The 17,376-nt window shown below is 61.7% G+C and carries 16 protein-coding genes; 8 read left to right on the plus strand and 8 right to left on the minus strand.

Translation table 11 applies throughout. The features are described from left to right. Positions 1 to 1,104, minus strand: a complete 1,104-nt coding sequence (dnaN, locus tag BN1119_RS16185) for a DNA polymerase III subunit beta (protein ID WP_042000350.1) — start codon at positions 1,102 to 1,104, stop codon at positions 1 to 3. Between the two features lie 72 nt (positions 1,105 to 1,176). After that, positions 1,177 to 2,547, minus strand: coding sequence for a chromosomal replication initiator protein DnaA (gene dnaA, locus BN1119_RS16190; protein WP_042000353.1), 1,371 nt, complete (start codon positions 2,545 to 2,547; stop codon positions 1,177 to 1,179). A gap of 299 nt (positions 2,548 to 2,846) precedes the next feature. Between dnaA and BN1119_RS16195 the strand changes: the two genes are divergently transcribed. The 8 genes from BN1119_RS16195 to mnmE all read left to right on the plus strand — a co-directional run bounded on the left by BN1119_RS16195 (position 2,847) and on the right by mnmE (position 9,093). Beyond that, the gene (locus tag BN1119_RS16195; RefSeq protein ID WP_042000357.1) at positions 2,847 to 3,605 is read left to right on the plus strand and encodes an amino acid ABC transporter substrate-binding protein; all 759 of its coding nucleotides are present in this window, start codon (positions 2,847 to 2,849) and stop codon (positions 3,603 to 3,605) included. Continuing rightward, positions 3,606 to 4,274: an amino acid ABC transporter permease gene (locus tag BN1119_RS16200; protein WP_084205516.1), complete on the plus strand. Its 669-nt coding sequence runs from the start codon at positions 3,606 to 3,608 to the stop codon at positions 4,272 to 4,274. A gap of 10 nt (positions 4,275 to 4,284) precedes the next feature. Further along, positions 4,285 to 5,022 (plus strand): amino acid ABC transporter ATP-binding protein, encoded by a 738-nt coding sequence (locus BN1119_RS16205; RefSeq protein ID WP_042000360.1) that lies wholly within the window; start codon positions 4,285 to 4,287, stop codon positions 5,020 to 5,022. 264 nt (positions 5,023 to 5,286) lie between these two features. Then, positions 5,287 to 5,421, plus strand: coding sequence for a 50S ribosomal protein L34 (rpmH, locus tag BN1119_RS20230; RefSeq protein WP_005307156.1), 135 nt, complete (start codon positions 5,287 to 5,289; stop codon positions 5,419 to 5,421). Beyond that, a complete protein-coding gene (gene rnpA / locus BN1119_RS20235) occupies positions 5,421 to 5,780 on the plus strand; it encodes a ribonuclease P protein component (protein WP_011707927.1) in 360 nt (119 codons plus the stop codon). The genes rpmH and rnpA overlap by 1 nt, the downstream gene beginning before the upstream one ends. After that, positions 5,747 to 5,995, plus strand: coding sequence for a membrane protein insertion efficiency factor YidD (yidD, locus tag BN1119_RS20240; protein ID WP_010672280.1), 249 nt, complete (start codon positions 5,747 to 5,749; stop codon positions 5,993 to 5,995). The genes rnpA and yidD overlap by 34 nt, the downstream gene beginning before the upstream one ends. A gap of 5 nt (positions 5,996 to 6,000) precedes the next feature. Further along, complete coding sequence (gene yidC, locus BN1119_RS16215; RefSeq protein ID WP_042000366.1) at positions 6,001 to 7,644, plus strand: membrane protein insertase YidC; 1,644 nt, start codon at positions 6,001 to 6,003, stop codon at positions 7,642 to 7,644. Between the two features lie 87 nt (positions 7,645 to 7,731). Then, positions 7,732 to 9,093, plus strand: coding sequence for a tRNA uridine-5-carboxymethylaminomethyl(34) synthesis GTPase MnmE (gene mnmE, locus BN1119_RS16220; protein WP_042000368.1), 1,362 nt, complete (start codon positions 7,732 to 7,734; stop codon positions 9,091 to 9,093). 69 nt (positions 9,094 to 9,162) lie between these two features. On the opposite strand, the gene fhuB is transcribed toward mnmE, so the two are convergent. The 6 genes from fhuB to BN1119_RS16245 form a co-directional block, all read right to left on the minus strand. Then, the gene (fhuB, locus tag BN1119_RS16225; RefSeq protein ID WP_042000371.1) at positions 9,163 to 11,145 is read right to left on the minus strand and encodes a Fe(3+)-hydroxamate ABC transporter permease FhuB; all 1,983 of its coding nucleotides are present in this window, start codon (positions 11,143 to 11,145) and stop codon (positions 9,163 to 9,165) included. Continuing rightward, positions 11,142 to 12,041 (minus strand): ABC transporter substrate-binding protein, encoded by a 900-nt coding sequence (locus tag BN1119_RS16230; protein ID WP_042000482.1) that lies wholly within the window; start codon positions 12,039 to 12,041, stop codon positions 11,142 to 11,144. The genes fhuB and BN1119_RS16230 overlap by 4 nt, the downstream gene beginning before the upstream one ends. Positions 12,042 to 12,203: 162 nt before the next feature. Next, the gene (locus BN1119_RS21075) at positions 12,204 to 12,335 is read right to left on the minus strand and encodes a hypothetical protein (RefSeq protein ID WP_280136498.1); all 132 of its coding nucleotides are present in this window, start codon (positions 12,333 to 12,335) and stop codon (positions 12,204 to 12,206) included. A gap of 18 nt (positions 12,336 to 12,353) precedes the next feature. Further along, a complete protein-coding gene (locus BN1119_RS16235) occupies positions 12,354 to 13,118 on the minus strand; it encodes an ATP-binding cassette domain-containing protein (protein ID WP_042000374.1) in 765 nt (254 codons plus the stop codon). A 154-nt stretch (positions 13,119 to 13,272) separates the two neighbouring features. Beyond that, positions 13,273 to 14,919, minus strand: coding sequence for a multidrug ABC transporter permease/ATP-binding protein (locus BN1119_RS16240; protein ID WP_042000377.1), 1,647 nt, complete (start codon positions 14,917 to 14,919; stop codon positions 13,273 to 13,275). 61 nt (positions 14,920 to 14,980) lie between these two features. Then, positions 14,981 to 17,080 carry a TonB-dependent siderophore receptor gene (locus tag BN1119_RS16245; RefSeq protein ID WP_042000379.1) on the minus strand — a complete coding sequence of 700 codons (2,100 nt, stop codon included), beginning with the start codon at positions 17,078 to 17,080 and terminating at the stop codon, positions 14,981 to 14,983. Between the last annotated feature and the right edge of the window lie 296 nt (positions 17,081 to 17,376).

The raw sequence follows: 17,376 nt of genomic DNA on the forward strand, positions 1-17,376 counted from the left end.
CTAGATCCGCATCGGCATGACCACGTATTGAGCGTCCTGACTGTCAAAATCCTCAATAATGGCACTGCTGATGGAATCGCTCAGGCTGACCCGGATCTGGTCACATTTTAACGTATTCAGCACGTCGAGCACATACGAGACGTTGAACCCTATCTCCAGCTCGCTGGCGTCATATTGTACGTCAAGCAGCTCCTCGGCTTCTTCCTGTTCCGGGTTGTTGGCGGTGATCCGCAGTAAATTTTGCTGCAGATTGAGACGCACCCCACGGAATTTCTCGTTGGAGAGAATGGCGGCACGGGAGAACGCCTGACGCATGTCTTCCCGCCCGGCGATCAGGGCCTTGTCGCTACCACGGGGGATGACCCGGCGCCAATCGGGGAAGCGACCATCCACCAGCTTGGAGGTGAAGATGAAGCCATCGAGGGCGGCGCGCAGGTTGCTGCGGCCTACTTGCAGCCGTACCGGCTTGTCCTCCGCCTCCAGCAGGCGCACCAATTCCAGCACCCCTTTACGGGGCAGTATGACCTGATGATCGGGCAGCGATTCCTGCACCACCTCCCGGCGGCAGGTGGCCAGCCGGTGACCGTCGGTCGCCACGGTACGCAGGCCGTGACCTTCGCTCTCGAACAGCATGCCGTTCAGGTAATAACGCACATCCTGGCTCGCCATGGAGAACTGGGTCGCCTCGATGAGTTTTTTAAGCTCCAGCTGGCTGATGTCGAACTCGAGCACGGACTCCCAGTCTTCGATGTTCGGGTATTCGGTCGCCGGCAGGGTCGACAGGTTGAAGCGGGAGCGGCCGGAGCGAATGATCAGCCGCTCGCCTTCGGTGTTGAGACGGATGTCGGCCCCTTCCGGCAGACCACGGCAGATATCCAGCAGCTTGCGCGCCGGTACCGTGGTGCGTCCATCCTGGCTGGCGCCCTCGAGATGGACCTGGCCTATCATCTCCACTTCGAGATCGGTCCCGGTCAGCGACAGCAGACCATGGCTCACATCAAGCAGGACGTTGCCGAGGATGGGCAGTGTCGGTCGGCCACCCAGGGCGCCCGACACCAGTTGCAGGGGACGTAACAGGGCCTCGCGGCTAATTTCGAGCTGCATCTGTGCTCTCCGTTGCTAGTAGGAGGAAAGGGTTGGCATATTCGAGCTGCATCTGTGCACTCCGTTCCGTTATCAGGACGAAAGGGTACGGATCAGGTTGGAATAGTCTTCCTTGATGTCGTGACTCTCCTCCTTCAGCTGCTCTATCTTGCGGCAGGCATGAAGAACGGTCGTGTGGTCACGGCCACCGAAGGCATCCCCTATTTCCGGCAAACTGTGGTTGGTCAGCTCCTTGGCCAGGGCCATGGCGAGCTGACGCGGGCGGGCAACGGAACGTGAGCGCCGTTTGGACAGCAGATCCGCCAACTTGATCTTGTAGTACTCCGCCACCGTCTTCTGGATGTTGTCGATGGTGACCAGCTTCTCCTGCAAGGCCAGCAGATCTCGCAACGCCTCGCGCACGAAGTCGATGTTGATGGCACGGCCGGTGAAATTGGCGTTGGCGATGACCCGGTTGAGGGCGCCTTCCAGCTCACGGACGTTGGATCGCAGCCGCTTGGCGATGAAGAAGGCCACCTCGTCCGGCAGGTGGATCTGGTTCTCGTCCGCCTTGCGCATCAGGATCGCGACCCGGGTTTCCAGCTCCGGCGGCTCGATCGCCACCGTCAGGCCCCAGCCGAAGCGGGACTTGAGGCGATCCTCGACACCGTTGATCTCCTTCGGGTAACGGTCCGAGGTCAGGATGATCTGCTGGTTGCCTTCAAGCAGGGCGTTGAAGGTGTGGAAGAACTCCTCCTGGGAGCGCTCCTTGTTGGCGAAGAACTGGATGTCATCGATGAGCAGGGCATCGACGCTACGGTAATAACGCTTGAACTCTTCAATGGCGTTATTCTGCAGCGCCTTCACCATGTCTTGCACGAACCGCTCCGAGTGCATGTAGATGACCTTGGCGTCCTTCTTGCGATCCTTGATGGCATTGCCGACCGCATGGAGCAGGTGGGTCTTGCCCAGACCGGTACCACCATAGAGGAACAGGGGGTTGTAGGCACCACCCGGATTGTCGGCTACCTGACGGGCCGCCGCACGAGCCAACTGGTTGGACTTGCCCTCGACGAAATTCTCGAAGGTATAGTTCACGTTGGTGTTGCTCTTGTGGTTCGGCTCCGGCTTGGCTTCGTCCTTGCTTTCCCAGCTCTTCTGCAAGTTATTCACAGGCGCGGCGCCGCGCACCGGTGCTCTGGCAACGGCGACGGGGTGGGGACGATTTCCTATATCAAAACGCAAGGCGGGGCCATCAACGCCACAGATCTCGTTGATGATGCCATTGACCCTGAGCAGGTACTTGTCACGTACCCAGTCCAGGACGAAGCGATTCGGTGCATACAGGGTCAGAGTATTGTCACTCAACTCCGCTTGAAGCGGCCGGATCCACATGCTGAATTCTGCCGAGGGCAATTCATCTTGCAGCCGGTTAAGGCACTGCTGCCATAGCGAAGCAGTCACTCTAGACTCCCGTTTATTGATTAGCTAAAGACCGGCTATTCTACGTTTTTAACCGCTGGATCTCTAGCCGCCAGCTCGTGGATCCAGCAAATAAGATCCTTGACTTTCAAGGATCCAACGGCTCAGGATCCCATTTCATCCCCAAACTTACCCACAGCATGAACCAGGCTGGATCCGGGGTGATTCAGGGTTATTTGATATAACTAAATAAGATTTATTTTTCAGAGTTTATTCCAATAAAATTCACTCAACATCAGTCATTAAAACTAAAAGCACAGAACAACAGAGAGAGGTAACCCATGTATTCATCCATCAAGCTGGTGTCCGGCGCCGCCATACTGCTGGCCATGCTCAGTGGCCAGGCCGTCGCCCAGGAGACCATCAAGGTCGGTATGTCTGGCAAATATTTCCCGTTCACCTTCGTCAAGCAGGACAAGCTGCAGGGCTTTGAGGTGGACATGTGGAACCAGATTGGCGAGCGCACCGGTTACAAGGTCGAGTTCGTCACCGCCAGCTTCTCCGGCCTGTTCGGCATGCTGGAAACGGGCCGGGTCGATACCATCTCCAACCAGATCACCATCACAGACGAGCGCAAGGCCAAGTACGACTTCTCTCAGCCCTACGTCTATGACGGTGCCCAGATAGTGGTGCGCAAAGGCAACAGCACCATCCATGGCATCAAGGACCTGGAAGGCAAGAAGGTCGCGGTGAACCTGGGCTCCAACTTCGAGGAGCTGCTGCGCAAGAACGATCCGGACAACAAGATGGACATCCGCACCTATGACTCCGCCTTCGAGCAGGATGTCGCCCTGGGTCGCATCGATGCCTTCGTGATGGACCGCGTCTCCACCGCCCAGCTGATCAAGGAATCCAAGCTGCCGCTGCAACAGGCAGGCAAGCCGTTCGAGACCATAGAGAACGCCCTGCCCTTCCTGAAGACCCCCAAGCAGCAGGCGCTGCTGGCCAAGGTTGACGAGGCGCTGACCGCCATGCGCAAAGACGGCTCGCTCAAGCAGATCTCCGAGAAGTGGTTCGCGGCGGACATCACCAGCAAATAAATGATGGAATTCGATCTCGCGTACACGCTGGGGCTGTTTCCGATCCTGCTCAAATACCTGGGCACGACCATGGAAATGGCCCTGTGGGGTTTCGTACTGGCACTCGTGCTGTCGCTGATGTTGGCGATAGTGCGGGTGTTCCGCGTTCCCGTCATTCACTGGCTGGCGATCCTCTATATCTCGTTCTTTCGAGGTACTCCGCTGCTCGTCCAGCTGTTCCTGCTCTACTACGGCCTGCCGCAACTCTTCCCCATCTTCGTGGGAATGGATGCCTTTACCGCCGCCATCGTCGGTCTGACCCTGCACTTCGCCGCCTACATGGCGGAATCCATCCGCGCCGCCATCCTGGGCATCCACAAGAGCCAGATGGAAGCGGCCCTCAGCATCGGCATGACCAAGCTGCAGGCCATGCAGCGCATCATACTGCCCCAGGCAGCCCGCATCGCGACGCCGTCCCTGATGAACTACTTCATCGACATGATCAAGAGCACCTCCCTGGCATTTACCCTGGGGGTGGCCGAGATCATGGGCAAGGCGCAGATGGAGGCCTCCTCCTCCTTCAAGTTCTTCGAGAGCTTCATGGCGGTGGCCCTGGTCTACTGGGTGGTGGTCATCTTCTTCACCCGCTTGCAGCACCTGCTGGAAGTCCGTCTCAATCGTGCCTACTGAGGGACAACTCATGATCAAACTGAGCGGCCTCACCAAGGCATTCGATGACAATGTTGTGCTCAACAACATAGATCTGGAGATAAAGAAGGGGGAGATAGTCGTCATCATAGGGCCGTCCGGTACCGGAAAATCGACCCTGTTGCGCTGTCTCAACCTGCTGGAAACCCCGGATGCGGGTCGGCTGGCCATCGATGATATCCAGCTCGATCTGGCCAATGCCAGCGAACGGGAAGCCATAGAGCTGCGCAAGCGGGCCTCCTTCGTGTTCCAGAACTATGCCCTGTTCGCCAACAAGACGGCGCTGGACAACATAGCCGAGGGGCTGATCACCGTCTGGAAGCAACCCAAGGCGGAGGCCCGTGCCACGGCGCTCGGCATCCTCAAGGACATAGGTCTCGCCGAGAAGCAGGATGCCTACCCGGCCTCCCTGTCCGGCGGTCAGCAGCAGCGGGTCGGCATAGGCCGCGCCATGGCGGCCCACTCCAAGGTGATCCTGTTCGACGAGCCCACCTCGGCCCTCGACCCAGAGTGGGTGGACGAGGTGCTGGGGCTGATGAAACAACTCGCCCGCCAGCACCAGACCATGGTGGTGGTCACCCATGAGATCGAGTTCGCCCGCGACGTCGCGGATCGGGTGATCTTCATGGAGGGAGGCAGGATCGTGGAGCAGGGCCCGCCGGATCAGATACTGGTCAATCCGGTGGATCCTCGCACCCGGGAGTTCCTGCGCAAGGTGCTGAAATCCTGAGTTCTGGGCGGCCTGGCCGCCTTTTTTCATGGAGGATCCTTGTTAAACCCGGGCGGGCCAGTATAATCCGGAGCCCGCGATCCTCTGGATCCTGTGCCGGCCTTCGACTTATTTCACGGTCGATGACCGATACCGGCTTCGGCGGATTGACTAAAAGCCGAACTCTGTTTAGAATTCGGCCTCTTTTGCTAGTCGTCACACGCTATAGCTGGCGCGTCGGCTAAGTGTGACAATCAAAACTGTACAGTTATACGGAATCGAATCATGAAACGTACTTTTCAACCGTCCAACCTGAAGCGCAAGCGCTCTCACGGTTTCCGCGCCCGCATGGCTACCGCCAACGGTCGCAAAGTTCTGGCCGCTCGTCGTGCCAAGGGTCGTGCCCGCCTGGTAGTCTAATGCCTACCCAGCACACCTTCTCTCGGGAGTTACGTCTGTTAACTCCCGAACACTTCAAACGCGTTTTCGCCGAGCCTGTCCGGGCCGCTTCCCCGCAAATAACGCTTCTCGCCTGTCCCAATACTCTCGAACATCCCCGTCTTGGTCTCGCCGTGCCCAAAAAAGCACTCAAGCGTGCCGTCTGGCGTAATCGTGTCAAACGAGTGGTCCGGGAAAGTTTCCGCCTCAATCAAGCCAACCTGCCCGCTATCGACATCGTCGTGATCGCCAAGGCCGGCGTGAAGGAGATGGATAACGAGGAACTGTTCAAGTTACTGGAAAAGCTATGGCGCACTCTGTCACGCCGTTGCAATGGGTAGCTATCAAACTGATACGCCTGTATCAGCTAATCATTAGTCCCCTGCTCGGGCCGCGCTGCCGTTTCACCCCGACTTGTTCCCAATTTGCGATAGAAGCAATCCGACTTCACGGTTTCATAAAAGGCGTTTGGTTAGCCAGCAAACGTCTATTAAAATGCCATCCCTTATCCGAGGGTGGTTATGACCCGGTTCCGCAACCAAAGCGAAGAAACTGAAGACTATGCAATCACAACGCAATCTACTCCTGATCGGTTTGCTGTTCGTGAGCTTCCTGCTCTGGCAACAGTGGGAGTCCGACAAGGCTCCGAAGCCGGCCCCTGTGGCCCAAACCGAACATTTCGTGCCTGAAGCCGGTCAGACCGGTGATATTCCTCAGGTTTCCGAGCAAGCAACCACTGCCAATGCCGCCCGCAAGCTGGTCACTGTCTCCTCCGACGTGCTCAAGCTGACCCTGGACACCCAGGGTGGTGACATCGTCTCTGCCGAACTGCTGTCTCACAAGCTGGTAGAAGGCAAGGAGCAGCCGTTCGTACTGCTGACCAGCCAGCCCCAGCATATCTATGTCGCCCAGAGCGGTCTGGTGGGTCGTGATGGCCCGGACAGCCGTACCGAAGGCCGTCCCACCTATGAAGCCGCCCAGACCAGCTACCAGCTGGCCGACGGTCAGGATCAGATCGTGGTTCCCATGACCTGGACCGACAGCAAGGGCGTGGTCTTCACCAAGGAGTTCGTGCTCAAGCGCGGTGATTACGCCGTGGGCGTCGATTACAAGATCGACAACAAGTCTGCCGATCCGGTCCAGGTACAGTTCTACGGTCAGCTCAAGCAGACCATGACCACGCCCAAGGATCAGGAAGGTCATGCCATGGTGGCCAGTGCCTACCGCGGTGGCGCCTTCTCCAGCGAAGATACCCGCTACAAGAAGTACACCTTCGACGAGATGAAGGATGCCGACCTGAACAAGACCACCCAGGGTGGTTGGGTCGCCATGCTGCAACACTACTTCGTCTCCGCCTGGACCCCCAACGCCAACGAGGCCAACAGCTTCTACAGCCGCGTGATCCCGGGCAAGGACCAGGCCATCATCGGCTACAAGGCCCCCATGGTTGACGTGGCGGCCGGCCAGCAGGCCGAAGTGACCAGCAAGCTGTGGGTCGGTCCCAAGCTGCAGGATCAGATGGCCAAGGTGGCAAACCACCTGGATCTGACCGTCGACTACGGCTGGCTCTGGTTCATCGCCCAGCCCCTGCACTGGCTGCTGACCGTGTTCCACGGCTTCGTCGGCAACTGGGGTGTGGCCATCATCATGCTGACCCTGCTGGTACGCGGCATCATGTTCCCGCTGACCAAGGCCCAGTACACCTCCATGGCCAAGATGCGCATGCTCCAGCCCAAGCTGGCGGCGCTCAAGGAACGCTTCGGCGACGATCGCCAGAAGATGTCCCAGGGCATGATGGAGCTGTACAAGAAGGAGAAGGTCAACCCGCTCGGTGGCTGCCTGCCGATCCTGGTGCAGATGCCCATCTTCATCGCCCTGTACTGGGCACTGATGGAGTCCGTCGAGCTGCGTCACGCGCCGTTCGCCCTGTGGATCACCGACCTGTCGGTGAAGGACCCCTTCTTCGTGCTGCCGATCCTCATGGGTGCCTCCATGTGGTATCTGCAGAAGATGAGCCCGACCACCATCACGGACCCCATGCAGCAGAAGGTGATGCAGTTCATGCCGATCATCTTCACCTTCATGTTCCTCTGGTTCCCGGCAGGCCTGACCCTGTACTGGCTGGTGAGCAACGTCATCTCCATTACCCAGCAGACCATCATCTATCGTCAGCTGGAGAAGAAAGGGCTGCACACTCGCACCTGATCTTCCCCCTGATGACAAAAGAGGCGGCCTTCGGGCCGCCTTTTTTATTACAATGTCCGCAATTACCGAACAGACGAGTCAAGCAAGATGACAACAGAGACCATAGTGGCCCAGGCCACCGCCCCCGGCCGTGGCGGCGTCGGCATAGTCCGCGTCTCAGGCCCCGCCGCCGAGCGGGTCGCCGAGACCGTGCTCGGCAAGCTTCCCCGAGTACGCTATGCCGAATATCTGCCGTTCAAGGACGAGCAGGGCCAGCCGCTGGATCAGGGCATAGCCCTGCTGTTCAAGGCCCCCAACAGCTTCACCGGCGAGGATGTACTGGAGCTGCAGGGCCACGGCGGTCCCGTCATCCTGGACATGCTGATCCGCCGTATCCTCCAGATCGAGGGCATCCGCCCCGCCCGCCCCGGCGAGTTCAGCGAGCGCGCCTTCCTCAACGACAAGCTGGATCTGGCCCAGGCCGAGGCCATCGCCGATCTGATCGAAGCCTCCAGCGAGCAGGCCGCCCGCAGCGCCATGCACTCCCTGCAGGGCCAGTTCTCCGGCAAGATCCAGCAGCTGGTGGAGAGTCTCACCCGGCTGCGCATCTATGTGGAAGCCGCCATCGACTTCCCGGACGAGGAGATCGACTTCCTCTCAGACGGCAAGGTGGCAGGGGATCTCTACGCCATCATGGACGAGCTGGATGCGGTGCGCGGCGAGGCCAAGCAGGGCGCCCTGCTGCGGGAAGGGATGAAGGTGGTGATCGCCGGTCGTCCCAACGCCGGCAAGTCCAGCCTGCTCAACGCCCTGGCGGGCCGCGAATCAGCCATCGTCACCGAAATCGCCGGCACCACCCGCGACGTGCTGCGCGAGCACATCCACCTGGACGGCATGCCGCTGCACATCATAGACACCGCGGGCCTGCGCGATACCCAGGACAAGGTGGAGCAGATCGGCATCGAGCGCGCCTGGGCCGAAATAGAGCAGGCCGATCGGGTGCTCTTCATGGTGGATGGCACCACCACGGATGCGGTCGACCCGCGGGAGATCTGGCCGGAATTCGTCGATCGGTTGCCAAAAAACATCGGCCTCACCGTGGTGCGCAACAAGGCCGACCTGACCGGCGAAGATCTGGCGCCGAGCGAAGAGCTGGGCCACGCCGTCTACCGCATCTCCGCCAAGACGGAGCTGGGGCTGCCCGCCCTGCGCGAGCACCTGAAAGCCTGCATGGGCTTTCAGGGCAACACAGAGGGGGGCTTCATGGCTCGCCGCCGCCACCTGGACGCCCTGGAGCGCGCCGCCGAGCGCCTGCTGGTAGCCAGGGAGCAGCTCGAGGTCTATGTGGCCGGCGAGCTGGTGGCCGAGGAACTGCGTCTGGCGCAGGAGTCCCTCTCCGAGATCACCGGCGAGTTCAGCTCTGACGATCTGCTGGGGCGCATCTTCTCCAGCTTCTGCATCGGCAAGTAAACCTGCACGGCAGGCAATGAAAAGCCCGGGATGATCCCGGGCTTTTTTGTGCATTTTTTATCCACAAACCTAGAGGCGGCGCAAGCACCACATGAAGTAAGCGCCCCCTAACAGGGTGGAGACCAGCCCGACCGGCACCTCCTGCGGGAACAGGATCTGCTGGCCGACCCAGTCCGCCAACACCATCAGCAGGGCCCCGCATCCCGCCGCACCGAGCAGGTGCCAGCGGGCCCGCACCAACCCCATCAGCTTGGCCATGTGGGGGGCCAGCAAGCCGGCGAAGGAGAGCGGGCCTATGACCATGGTCGCACTGGCGGTGAGCACGGCCACCAGCAGCAGTATGATGAGCTGGGCGCGGTTGAGACGAATGCCGAGCGCCGTCGCCACCGCCGGCCCCATGGGCATCAGATCGAGCCAGCGGCTCACCAGCAGGCAGGCCGCCAGCATCAGCAGCGCCAACCCGGTCAGGCCATAGGCCACCGGCAGGGTGACGTAATAGGTGGAGCCGGACATCCAGGAGAGCAGCTGCTGCACCCGCAGATCGCCGTTGGCCAGGGCGATGGCCTGCAGCGGCTCGAACAGTGCCGTGATGGCGATGCCGGAGAGCAGGATCCGCTCAGGCTGGAAACCGTGCTTGCGGTTGACCAGCACCAGCAGCAGCAGGCAGCCGAAGGCACCGAGCAGGCCCCCCAGCAGCATCATGGGCAGCGGCAAAGCGGGCAGCAGCAAGGCCGTCGCTATCACTCCCATAAAGGTGCCGCCGCTCACCCCCAGCAGCTCCGGGCTCGCCATGGGGTTGTTGCTGACCCGCTGCAACAGGGTGCCCGCCAGGGCCAGCAGCACACCGGCAGCACCGGCAGCCAGGGTACGCGGCAGGCGCCACTCCAGCTGGGCCTGCCACCTGAGCCAGCTCGGCCAGCTCCAGCCATGCATCCCCTGCCCGACCAGCAGGGACGCAACCACCGCCAATAGCAGCCCCATCAACAGCAGGCCGATAAGGCGAGCGGGCGCCCCATGGCGCGCCACCGTCAGGCCGCTGGCGGCCTTGGGAGCGCCTGACTTGAAGGCAAGCCGAGGGATCAGCCAGAGCAGCAGAGGGGCCCCCAGCAGCGCCGTCATGGCCCCGGTCGGGATCAGCACAGGCCAGAAGCGGCTCAGGGATTGCAGCAGCAGATCCGTGGCCGCCAGCAGCAAGGCACCCAGTATGGGGGCCCACAGCAGGCGCTGGCCGAGCGGCCTCACCCCCAGCAGTCGCACCATGGCTGGCGCCGCCAGCCCGATGAAACCGATGAGCCCCACCACGCTCACCACGCAGGCGGTGACGAAGACCGCGAGCCCGAGGCCGGCAAAGCGCAGCTGCTTGAGGGAGACCCCCAGGCTGCGGGCGCTGGCATCATCCAGCTCCAGCACACCCAGGGGGCGGACCAGCAGGACGGCCAGGACCCCGGCCACCAGCAGCCGTGGCAGCAGGTAGAGGACGCCGCTCCAGCTGTTCTGGGCCAGGGAGCCGCTGCCCCACACCAGCAGGCCCTTGAGCTCCTCCTGGAAGAAGAGCAGCAGCCCCATGCTGATGGCCGCCAGATAGAGGTTGATCACCAGGCCGGCAAAGACGATGACCACAGGGTTGAGCTGGCGACGCCAGGCCAGGGCAAACACCAGCCCCATGGCGAGGCTCCCCCCCGCCATGGCGATCCACTCGCGCCCGATCAGCAGCCAGGAGGGGGCGAACAGGGTCACCATCATCAACGCCAGCTGGGCGCCGGAAGCCACCCCCAGCGTGGTGGGGGACGCGAGGGGATTGCGCAGCACCTGCTGCATCAGGGTGCCGGCCAGCCCGAGGGCGGCACCGGCCAGCAGGCAGACCAGCAGCCGCGGCAGCCAGCTGAAGTGAATGACCGCCTGGCGGGCATCGTCCAGCTCGGGGGAGAAGAGCGCCTGCCACCAGAGTGCGCCCGGCAGCTGGCGCGCCAGCTCACCACAGGCCAGCACCAGGGTCAGCGCCAGCAGGCAGAGGCCCGGGCGCAGCAAGGGAGAGGAGACGAAACGATTCATCGGGCTTCTCCCTTGAGGACCACGCCGCCCTGAGGCTGCAGGGCCTCGCCGAGCAGGGTGGCGAAGCGACGGGCGGCCAGCATGCCGCCGAAACTCCAGGTCGCGGGCAGATGCAGCACGGGCGTGTTCTGTACCAGCGGCAGGTGCTGCCAGAGCCCGGGCTCCTGCAGTTTTTCACTCACCCCCACGGGAATGGGATCCACCACCACCAGCCTGGCCTCGGGAATGGCCAAGAACTGCTCGAGACTGGCCACCGAGAAGCCCCAGGCATTGGTCTCCCCCTGCCAGGCATTGCGCAGGCCGAGCCGCTCCATCACCGCCTCGAACAGGCTGTGGCGGCCAAACACCCGTACATGGCGCTCGTCGATGAACTGCACCACCAGCAAGGGGGGCAGATCGGCGGGCAGCGTCTCCTTCATCTGCGCCAGATCCCGCTCCAGCGCGGCGAGCTGGCGCTCGGCCTCGGCGGTTCTGTTCACCAGCGCGGCTATGGTCAGGGTCGCCTCGCACAACCGCGGCCACAGCTCGGCATCGGGTTCATAGAGGGCGATGGACTGCACCGGCGCGATGCGGGACAGGGTCGGCGCCAGGGGGGCTGCCAGCGGGGAGATGAGGATGAGATCGGGCTTGAGCTCAGCCAGCAGTTCCCGGTTGGGCTGGGCCCGCAGGCCGATGTCGATCACCCCGGCGGGGAGCCTGGGTTCGCCGACCCAGGCGCGATAGGCGTTCACATCCCCCATGGCCAGCGGGGTCACGCCGAGGGCCAGCAGGGTTTCGGCTATGGTCCAGTCCACGGTGGCGATGCGCGGAACCGTGCCGTCGGCAGCAGGGGCTGCGGGCTGCGTCTCGGCCTGCGTCGCCAGCGGCAGCAGCAGGCTGACGAGGCAGGGGGCCATCTTCAATAAAAGGTTCAAGAGCTCCCCCGGTCAGACGATGGCGTGGTCATGAGCCGGGTGGCGAATGACCTCCATGGGGATGCCATGGTGCATGGAGTGCAGGGTCTCGCCAGTCTGCAGTGATATGGGTACAAATAAACGCATCGGGATAACAAACCTTGTCTAGACGATGGCGATGGCGATGGCGATGGCATGGTCATGAGCCGGATGGCGAATGACTTCCATCGATATGCCATGGTGCATGGAGTGCAGGGTCTCGCCAGTCTGCAGTGATATGGGTACAAATAAACGCATCGGGATAACAAACCTTGTCTAGACGATGGCGATGGCATGGTCATCAGCCGGATGGCGAATGACTTCCATGGGGATGCCATAGATGGCATGCAGGGTCTCACCTGTCATGATCTGTTCAGGCTCACCATGGGTCAGCAGACGACCACCGTGCAGCGCCACCAGCCGATCGCAGAAACGGGACGCCATGTTGATGTCGTGAATGACGATGATGACCCCGAGGTTGAGCTGGCGACTCAACTGTTTGACGAGGGTGAGCACCTCCACCTGATGGGCCACGTCCAGGGCGGCCAGGGGCTCGTCCAGCAGGATGAAGCGGCTCTCCTGGGCCAGCAGCATGGCCAGCCAGACCCGGCCCCGCTCGCCGCCGGAGAGGGTATCCACCAGCCTGTCGGCAAACCCCTCGGTATGGGTCAGCGCTATGGCCTTGTCGACCTGGCGGTGATCTTCCGCCCCCATGCGGCCCAGCAGGCCGCGCCAGGGATAGCGCCCCATCTCCACCAGCTCCCGGCCGAGCAGGTTCTCGGCGCTCGGCAGATGCTGGGGCAGATAGGCCACCTGACGGGCGAAGTCCCGGTTGCCCCACTCCTGCAGCGGCTTGTCATCGAACAGTATCTCCCCATCGCTCAGGGGCTGCTGGCGTGCCAGCAGCTTGAGCAGGGTGGATTTGCCCGAGCCGTTGTGGCCGATGAGGCCGTAGACCTGACCCTGCTCGAAACGCAGGCTGGTGGGTTGCAGCAGGGTGCGGTCGTTGACCGCGAAGCTGGCTGCTTTCATCTCAAACATGATCTGCTCCCGTGCCGGCTCTGTGCTCGACGCTCGGGTCGGTGAGCGCCATGGCTCGGCGAGCGTTCACCATAAAACCGGCAGATTTCCTCTCAAACATGATTCATTCCTGTACTGAAAGGGGTTGGCGCTCGCCTCCCCCTTGCGGCCGGTATCAGACCGGCACCTCGCTATCGAGATGGGCGACCGCATCCCGGCTCACCTGCTCGCGCCGCTCGCCGGTCAGCTCGGTGAGCTGGCCCTGACGCATCTCCAGCAGGCGATCCGCCAGGGAGAAATAGAGATCGTCGTGGCTGATGGCGATCACCGTCTTGCCCATCTCCTTGAGGCGCGGCAACAGCACCTGATAGAAGATGCGGCGGAACTGGGGATCCTGATCCGCCGCCCACTCGTCAAACAGCATCACCTCGCGCTGCTCCGCCAGTGCCAGCAGCAGGGCAACCCGCTTGCGCTGCCCCTGGGATAGATCGATGTTGGCGATGAAGCCCTCCTCGATGGCAAGCTTGCTGCCCATCTGCAGCCGCTCCAGCCACTCGGCCACCAGGGCCTCTTTCGGCTCAGGCCCCAGCAGGTGCTGGAACAGGTGGTAGTCGGTGAAGATGGCGGAGAAGAGCGCCAGGTAGGCGTTGCGATCGGCAATGGGTTCACCATCCAGCAGGATCCGGCCAGAGACCGGCTGATAGAGCCCTGTCAGCAGCATGGCCAGGGTCGACTTGCCGGAGCCGTTGCCGCCAATGATGAAGATCTGCTCCCCCCGCTCAATGGTCAGATTGATGGGGCCCACGGCGAAGCCGCCCTCCCCCTGATAGTGAAAGCTCACCTGCTCCAGCTCGATCCGTTGCCAGGCACTGGGGGCTGGCGGCAGCGGGAACCTGGGCTCGGGCTCTGCCAGATTCAGGGTCGCTATCTTGTCGAACGCCACCTGGGCCGAGATCAGGGTCGGCAGGGCGCCTATCCCTTGCAACAAGGGGGTGCGCAGGAACAGCAGGGTCAGGGCGAAGGTGGCGGCCACATTGGTGTTGGCCCAGCCGAGGCCGTTGGCCAGGAAGAAGACCAGGCCTATGGCCCCCAGCATCATGATGTTCGACCAGTTCACCGCGCTCAGGTGATAGGTATCGGCGCGGATGATCTCCCGGCGGTAGTCCCGGGCGTTCTGCTCATAGAGCTGGTGGTAGACGAAGTGGGCCCGCTCGCGGTTGAGGGCCAGCTCCTTGCTGCCGGCGATGATGGACTGGTAGTTCTGGTAGAGCCTGTCTTCGGCCTGACGCATGTGGGAGAGATGGCAATAGACCCGGTTCACCAGCAGCCAGCCCACCACCATGGTCACTGTGACCCAGAGGGCGGTGACACCGAGCAGGGCGGGAGAGAGCCAGCCGAGGTAGATGACGGAGCCCAGGGTGAGCACCAGCCCCTGCACCAGCTCCGGCAGGCGCACGAAGGCGATGGTGATCTGGCCTATGTCGCTGGAGAGGGAGGCCAGCAGCGGCCCCTGCCCTATCTGGCGAATGCGGGCGACGTCGGTGTCCAGCAGTTGCTTGAGCAGGCGGCCGCGCAGGTGATAGACGAAATGGTGACCCAGGGTGGTCAATGCCAGCTGGGATCCCAGCGTGATCACCAGCAGCAGCAAGATAAGGCCGATCAGCTGGCCAAGCACGGATAATGGCTCACCAACTGATTCGATAAGGGATTGATTGATAAAGGCAATAACACCTATCCCGCTCACTGCGCTGAGCAGGCTGAGCAGGGTAATGGCGATGAAGGGCCAACGATATTGGCGGTAAACCAGTGACAAGAGTTCCATGACAGGCCTGTATACAAAAAGAAGGAGGGCGGGAGCTTGAGGCTCCCGCCCGGCCTGTATCTTACCAGCGGTAGTTGACGGAGCCGACTATGCTGCGCGGCTCGCCGTAGTAGCAGTAGTAGTCACAGCTCGCCACATAGGTGTCGTTCAGCAGGTTGTTGACGTTGATCTGGGCACGCCAGTTCTTGGCAAAATCATACCCGATCATCGCATCCCACACCATCTGGGCCGGCACCTGGGCCGAACCGTAGATGGGGCTGTAGTCCGCATTCACGGCACCTATGCCGACGCTGGAGCCGATGTAGCGCACCCCGGTGCCCAGTTCCAGCCCGGAGACCGGCCCCTGCAGCACCTGGTAGTTGCCCCAGAAGGAGGCCTGATGACGGGGGATCAGGCTGGCACGACGATCACCATCGCCGGTGTCGTTGGTCTTGGCATCGGTATAGGTGTAGGCCGCTGTCAGGCGCAGCGCCTCTGTGGCCTGCACGCTCCCTTCCAGTTCCACGCCCCGGGAGGTCACTTCACCGGCCTGGGTCTGCTGGCCGGAACCGGTAGAGACAAGCGAGTTGGTCTGTTCCAGATCGAACAGCGCCAGGTTGATGTAGCCATCGAGGAAGCTGGGGGCGTACTTGATGCCGGTCTCGTACAGTTTGCCTTCCAGCGGCTTGTAGGAGTTCTTGGTGTTCGGGTCTATGCCAGGCAGCACTTCGAACGACTCCGCATAGGCGAAGTAAGGGGAGAGGCCGTTGTCGGCCAGGTACATCAGGCTGCCGGAGAGCGAGAGGTTGTCGTCATACTGCTTCTCGTTCTTGCTGGTGGCTTCGCTGATGTTGTGGGTCTCCACATAGTCGAAGCGACCACCCGCGGTCAGCAGCCAGCGATCGTCCCAGCGGATCTGGTGCTGGGCATAGAAGCCGCTCTGGCCCTTGGTGCTCTTCTGATGGGTGGTGGTGGACTCGTCGAAGCCGGGGAAGCCGCCGTGATCCGGGTGCAGGGTATCGATGGATCCCATGCCGTAGTTGTCGGCTTCCTGGCCTTCGTTCACGTGACGCTGCAGATCGATCCCCAGCAACAGGGTCTGTTCGGTGCGATCCGTGTTCCAGTAGCCCACCAGCTGGTTGTCCATGGTGCCGCTCTTGGTGTCGCCATCCCGGTAGACCAGGCCCCGGTAGGCGGTGGTGCCTTCATAGGTCGGGAAGATATAGGTCTGACGCAGCAGCAGATCGTTGTAGTTGAAGCGGACGTTCTGCTTGAACTCCCAGGTCTCGTTGATCTGGTGAGCCAGCTCGTAACCGGCGGAGATCTGGGTGTTGCGGTTGCGATCGTAATCCGGCTGGCTCAGGTTGGTGGCGGGATCAATCTGGCCACCGGAGGTATTCAGGGTGCCGTAAACCGGGAAGAAACCGTTGGTCGGCACTCCTTCATCGTGCAGGAAGCTGGCCAGCAGGGTCAGGCTGGTGCGATCCGAAAGATCGAAGGTGACGCTCGGCGCCAGGTAGGCACGCTCGTTGTAGGTCCCATCCAGCACGCCATCCCGCTCTTTATAGAGGGCCACCATGCGGTAGCGGCTATCGTCGGTCAGGGCATCGGAAACATCCACCCCGATCTGGCGGTGATCCCGGCTGCCGAGTTGCAGATCCAGCAGACCCTGGGGGGTGGCGGTCGGCTTCTTGCTGATGGCGTTGATCACGCCGCCGGGAGGCGCCTCGCCGTAGAGGATGGAGGCCGGGCCCTTGAGCAGCTCCACGCTTTCCAGACCAAATGGCTCCGGTGTCCAGACATAGTAGCCGGTGCCGAACAGGCGGTTACCATCCAGGTAGGAAGCCGCATCGAAGCCGCGCACCTTGAACCAGTCGGTGTTGTTGTCGGAGCCATAGAGGCCGGTGAGCACGCCGGAGCGGTAGCGCACGGCTTCATCAAGCTGCTGCACGGCATGCTGATCCAGCTCCTCGCGGTTGACCACGGAGACGGCGCGCGGGGTCTCGGCCATGGGCACTTCCACCTTCATGGCGGTGCCGGTGACCACCATGGTTTCGCTGGCCTTGGGCAGGACATTCTCCTCGGCCAGGGCAGGCAAGGTACCCAGCAGGCACGCCAGAGGCACCAGACGCCCCAGCAGGGAGAGGGCCGGGGCGAATGAATCTTCAGTTTGAACTGTCATTTTTTAAGTCTCAATTCTTCAATGAGTTGGTTTCATGTTTTTATGAGACGGGCCAGGCCCGCCCCGCCGAACGATGCGGCGAATAAAGCAGCGTCATGCTACTACAGGAGGTAATCTCAATCGATTTAATAATTGCCAATCATTCGCATCCGTATTGATGAAGAGCAAGGAGATCCCACTCAGCCGGCACAAGTGGATACGAAAGAGTCTTTTTGTCGGAGTGCCATATATAAGGAAGAGCAGAAGAGAAAAAAGAGTGAGGATCCGCGGCGGGATCTCGGCCATAGCAAAGAGGC

It is taken from the genome of Aeromonas bivalvium (genome assembly GCF_000819765.1).
GTDB classification, from domain to species: Bacteria; Pseudomonadota; Gammaproteobacteria; order Enterobacterales; family Aeromonadaceae; genus Aeromonas; species Aeromonas bivalvium.

What these genes read in the sequence shown, in the direction of transcription:
- dnaN (WP_042000350.1), bottom strand. Translation starts at nt 1,104, where the DNA reads ATGCAGCTCGAAATTAGCCGCGAGGCCCTGTTACGTCCCCTGCAACTG.
- BN1119_RS16195 (WP_042000357.1), top strand. Translation starts at nt 2,847, where the DNA reads ATGTATTCATCCATCAAGCTGGTGTCCGGCGCCGCCATACTGCTGGCC.
- BN1119_RS16200 (WP_084205516.1), top strand. Translation starts at nt 3,606, where the DNA reads ATGATGGAATTCGATCTCGCGTACACGCTGGGGCTGTTTCCGATCCTG.
- BN1119_RS16205 (WP_042000360.1), top strand. Translation starts at nt 4,285, where the DNA reads ATGATCAAACTGAGCGGCCTCACCAAGGCATTCGATGACAATGTTGTG.
- rpmH (WP_005307156.1), top strand. Translation starts at nt 5,287, where the DNA reads ATGAAACGTACTTTTCAACCGTCCAACCTGAAGCGCAAGCGCTCTCAC.
- rnpA (WP_011707927.1), top strand. Translation starts at nt 5,421, where the DNA reads ATGCCTACCCAGCACACCTTCTCTCGGGAGTTACGTCTGTTAACTCCC.
- yidD (WP_010672280.1), top strand. Translation starts at nt 5,747, where the DNA reads ATGGCGCACTCTGTCACGCCGTTGCAATGGGTAGCTATCAAACTGATA.
- yidC (WP_042000366.1), top strand. Translation starts at nt 6,001, where the DNA reads ATGCAATCACAACGCAATCTACTCCTGATCGGTTTGCTGTTCGTGAGC.
- mnmE (WP_042000368.1), top strand. Translation starts at nt 7,732, where the DNA reads ATGACAACAGAGACCATAGTGGCCCAGGCCACCGCCCCCGGCCGTGGC.
- fhuB (WP_042000371.1), bottom strand. Translation starts at nt 11,145, where the DNA reads ATGAATCGTTTCGTCTCCTCTCCCTTGCTGCGCCCGGGCCTCTGCCTG.
- BN1119_RS16230 (WP_042000482.1), bottom strand. Translation starts at nt 12,041, where the DNA reads ATGGCCCCCTGCCTCGTCAGCCTGCTGCTGCCGCTGGCGACGCAGGCC.
- BN1119_RS21075 (WP_280136498.1), bottom strand. Translation starts at nt 12,335, where the DNA reads ATGCGTTTATTTGTACCCATATCACTGCAGACTGGCGAGACCCTGCAC.
- BN1119_RS16235 (WP_042000374.1), bottom strand. Translation starts at nt 13,118, where the DNA reads ATGTTTGAGATGAAAGCAGCCAGCTTCGCGGTCAACGACCGCACCCTG.
- BN1119_RS16240 (WP_042000377.1), bottom strand. Translation starts at nt 14,919, where the DNA reads ATGGAACTCTTGTCACTGGTTTACCGCCAATATCGTTGGCCCTTCATC.
- BN1119_RS16245 (WP_042000379.1), bottom strand. Translation starts at nt 17,080, where the DNA reads ATGACAGTTCAAACTGAAGATTCATTCGCCCCGGCCCTCTCCCTGCTG.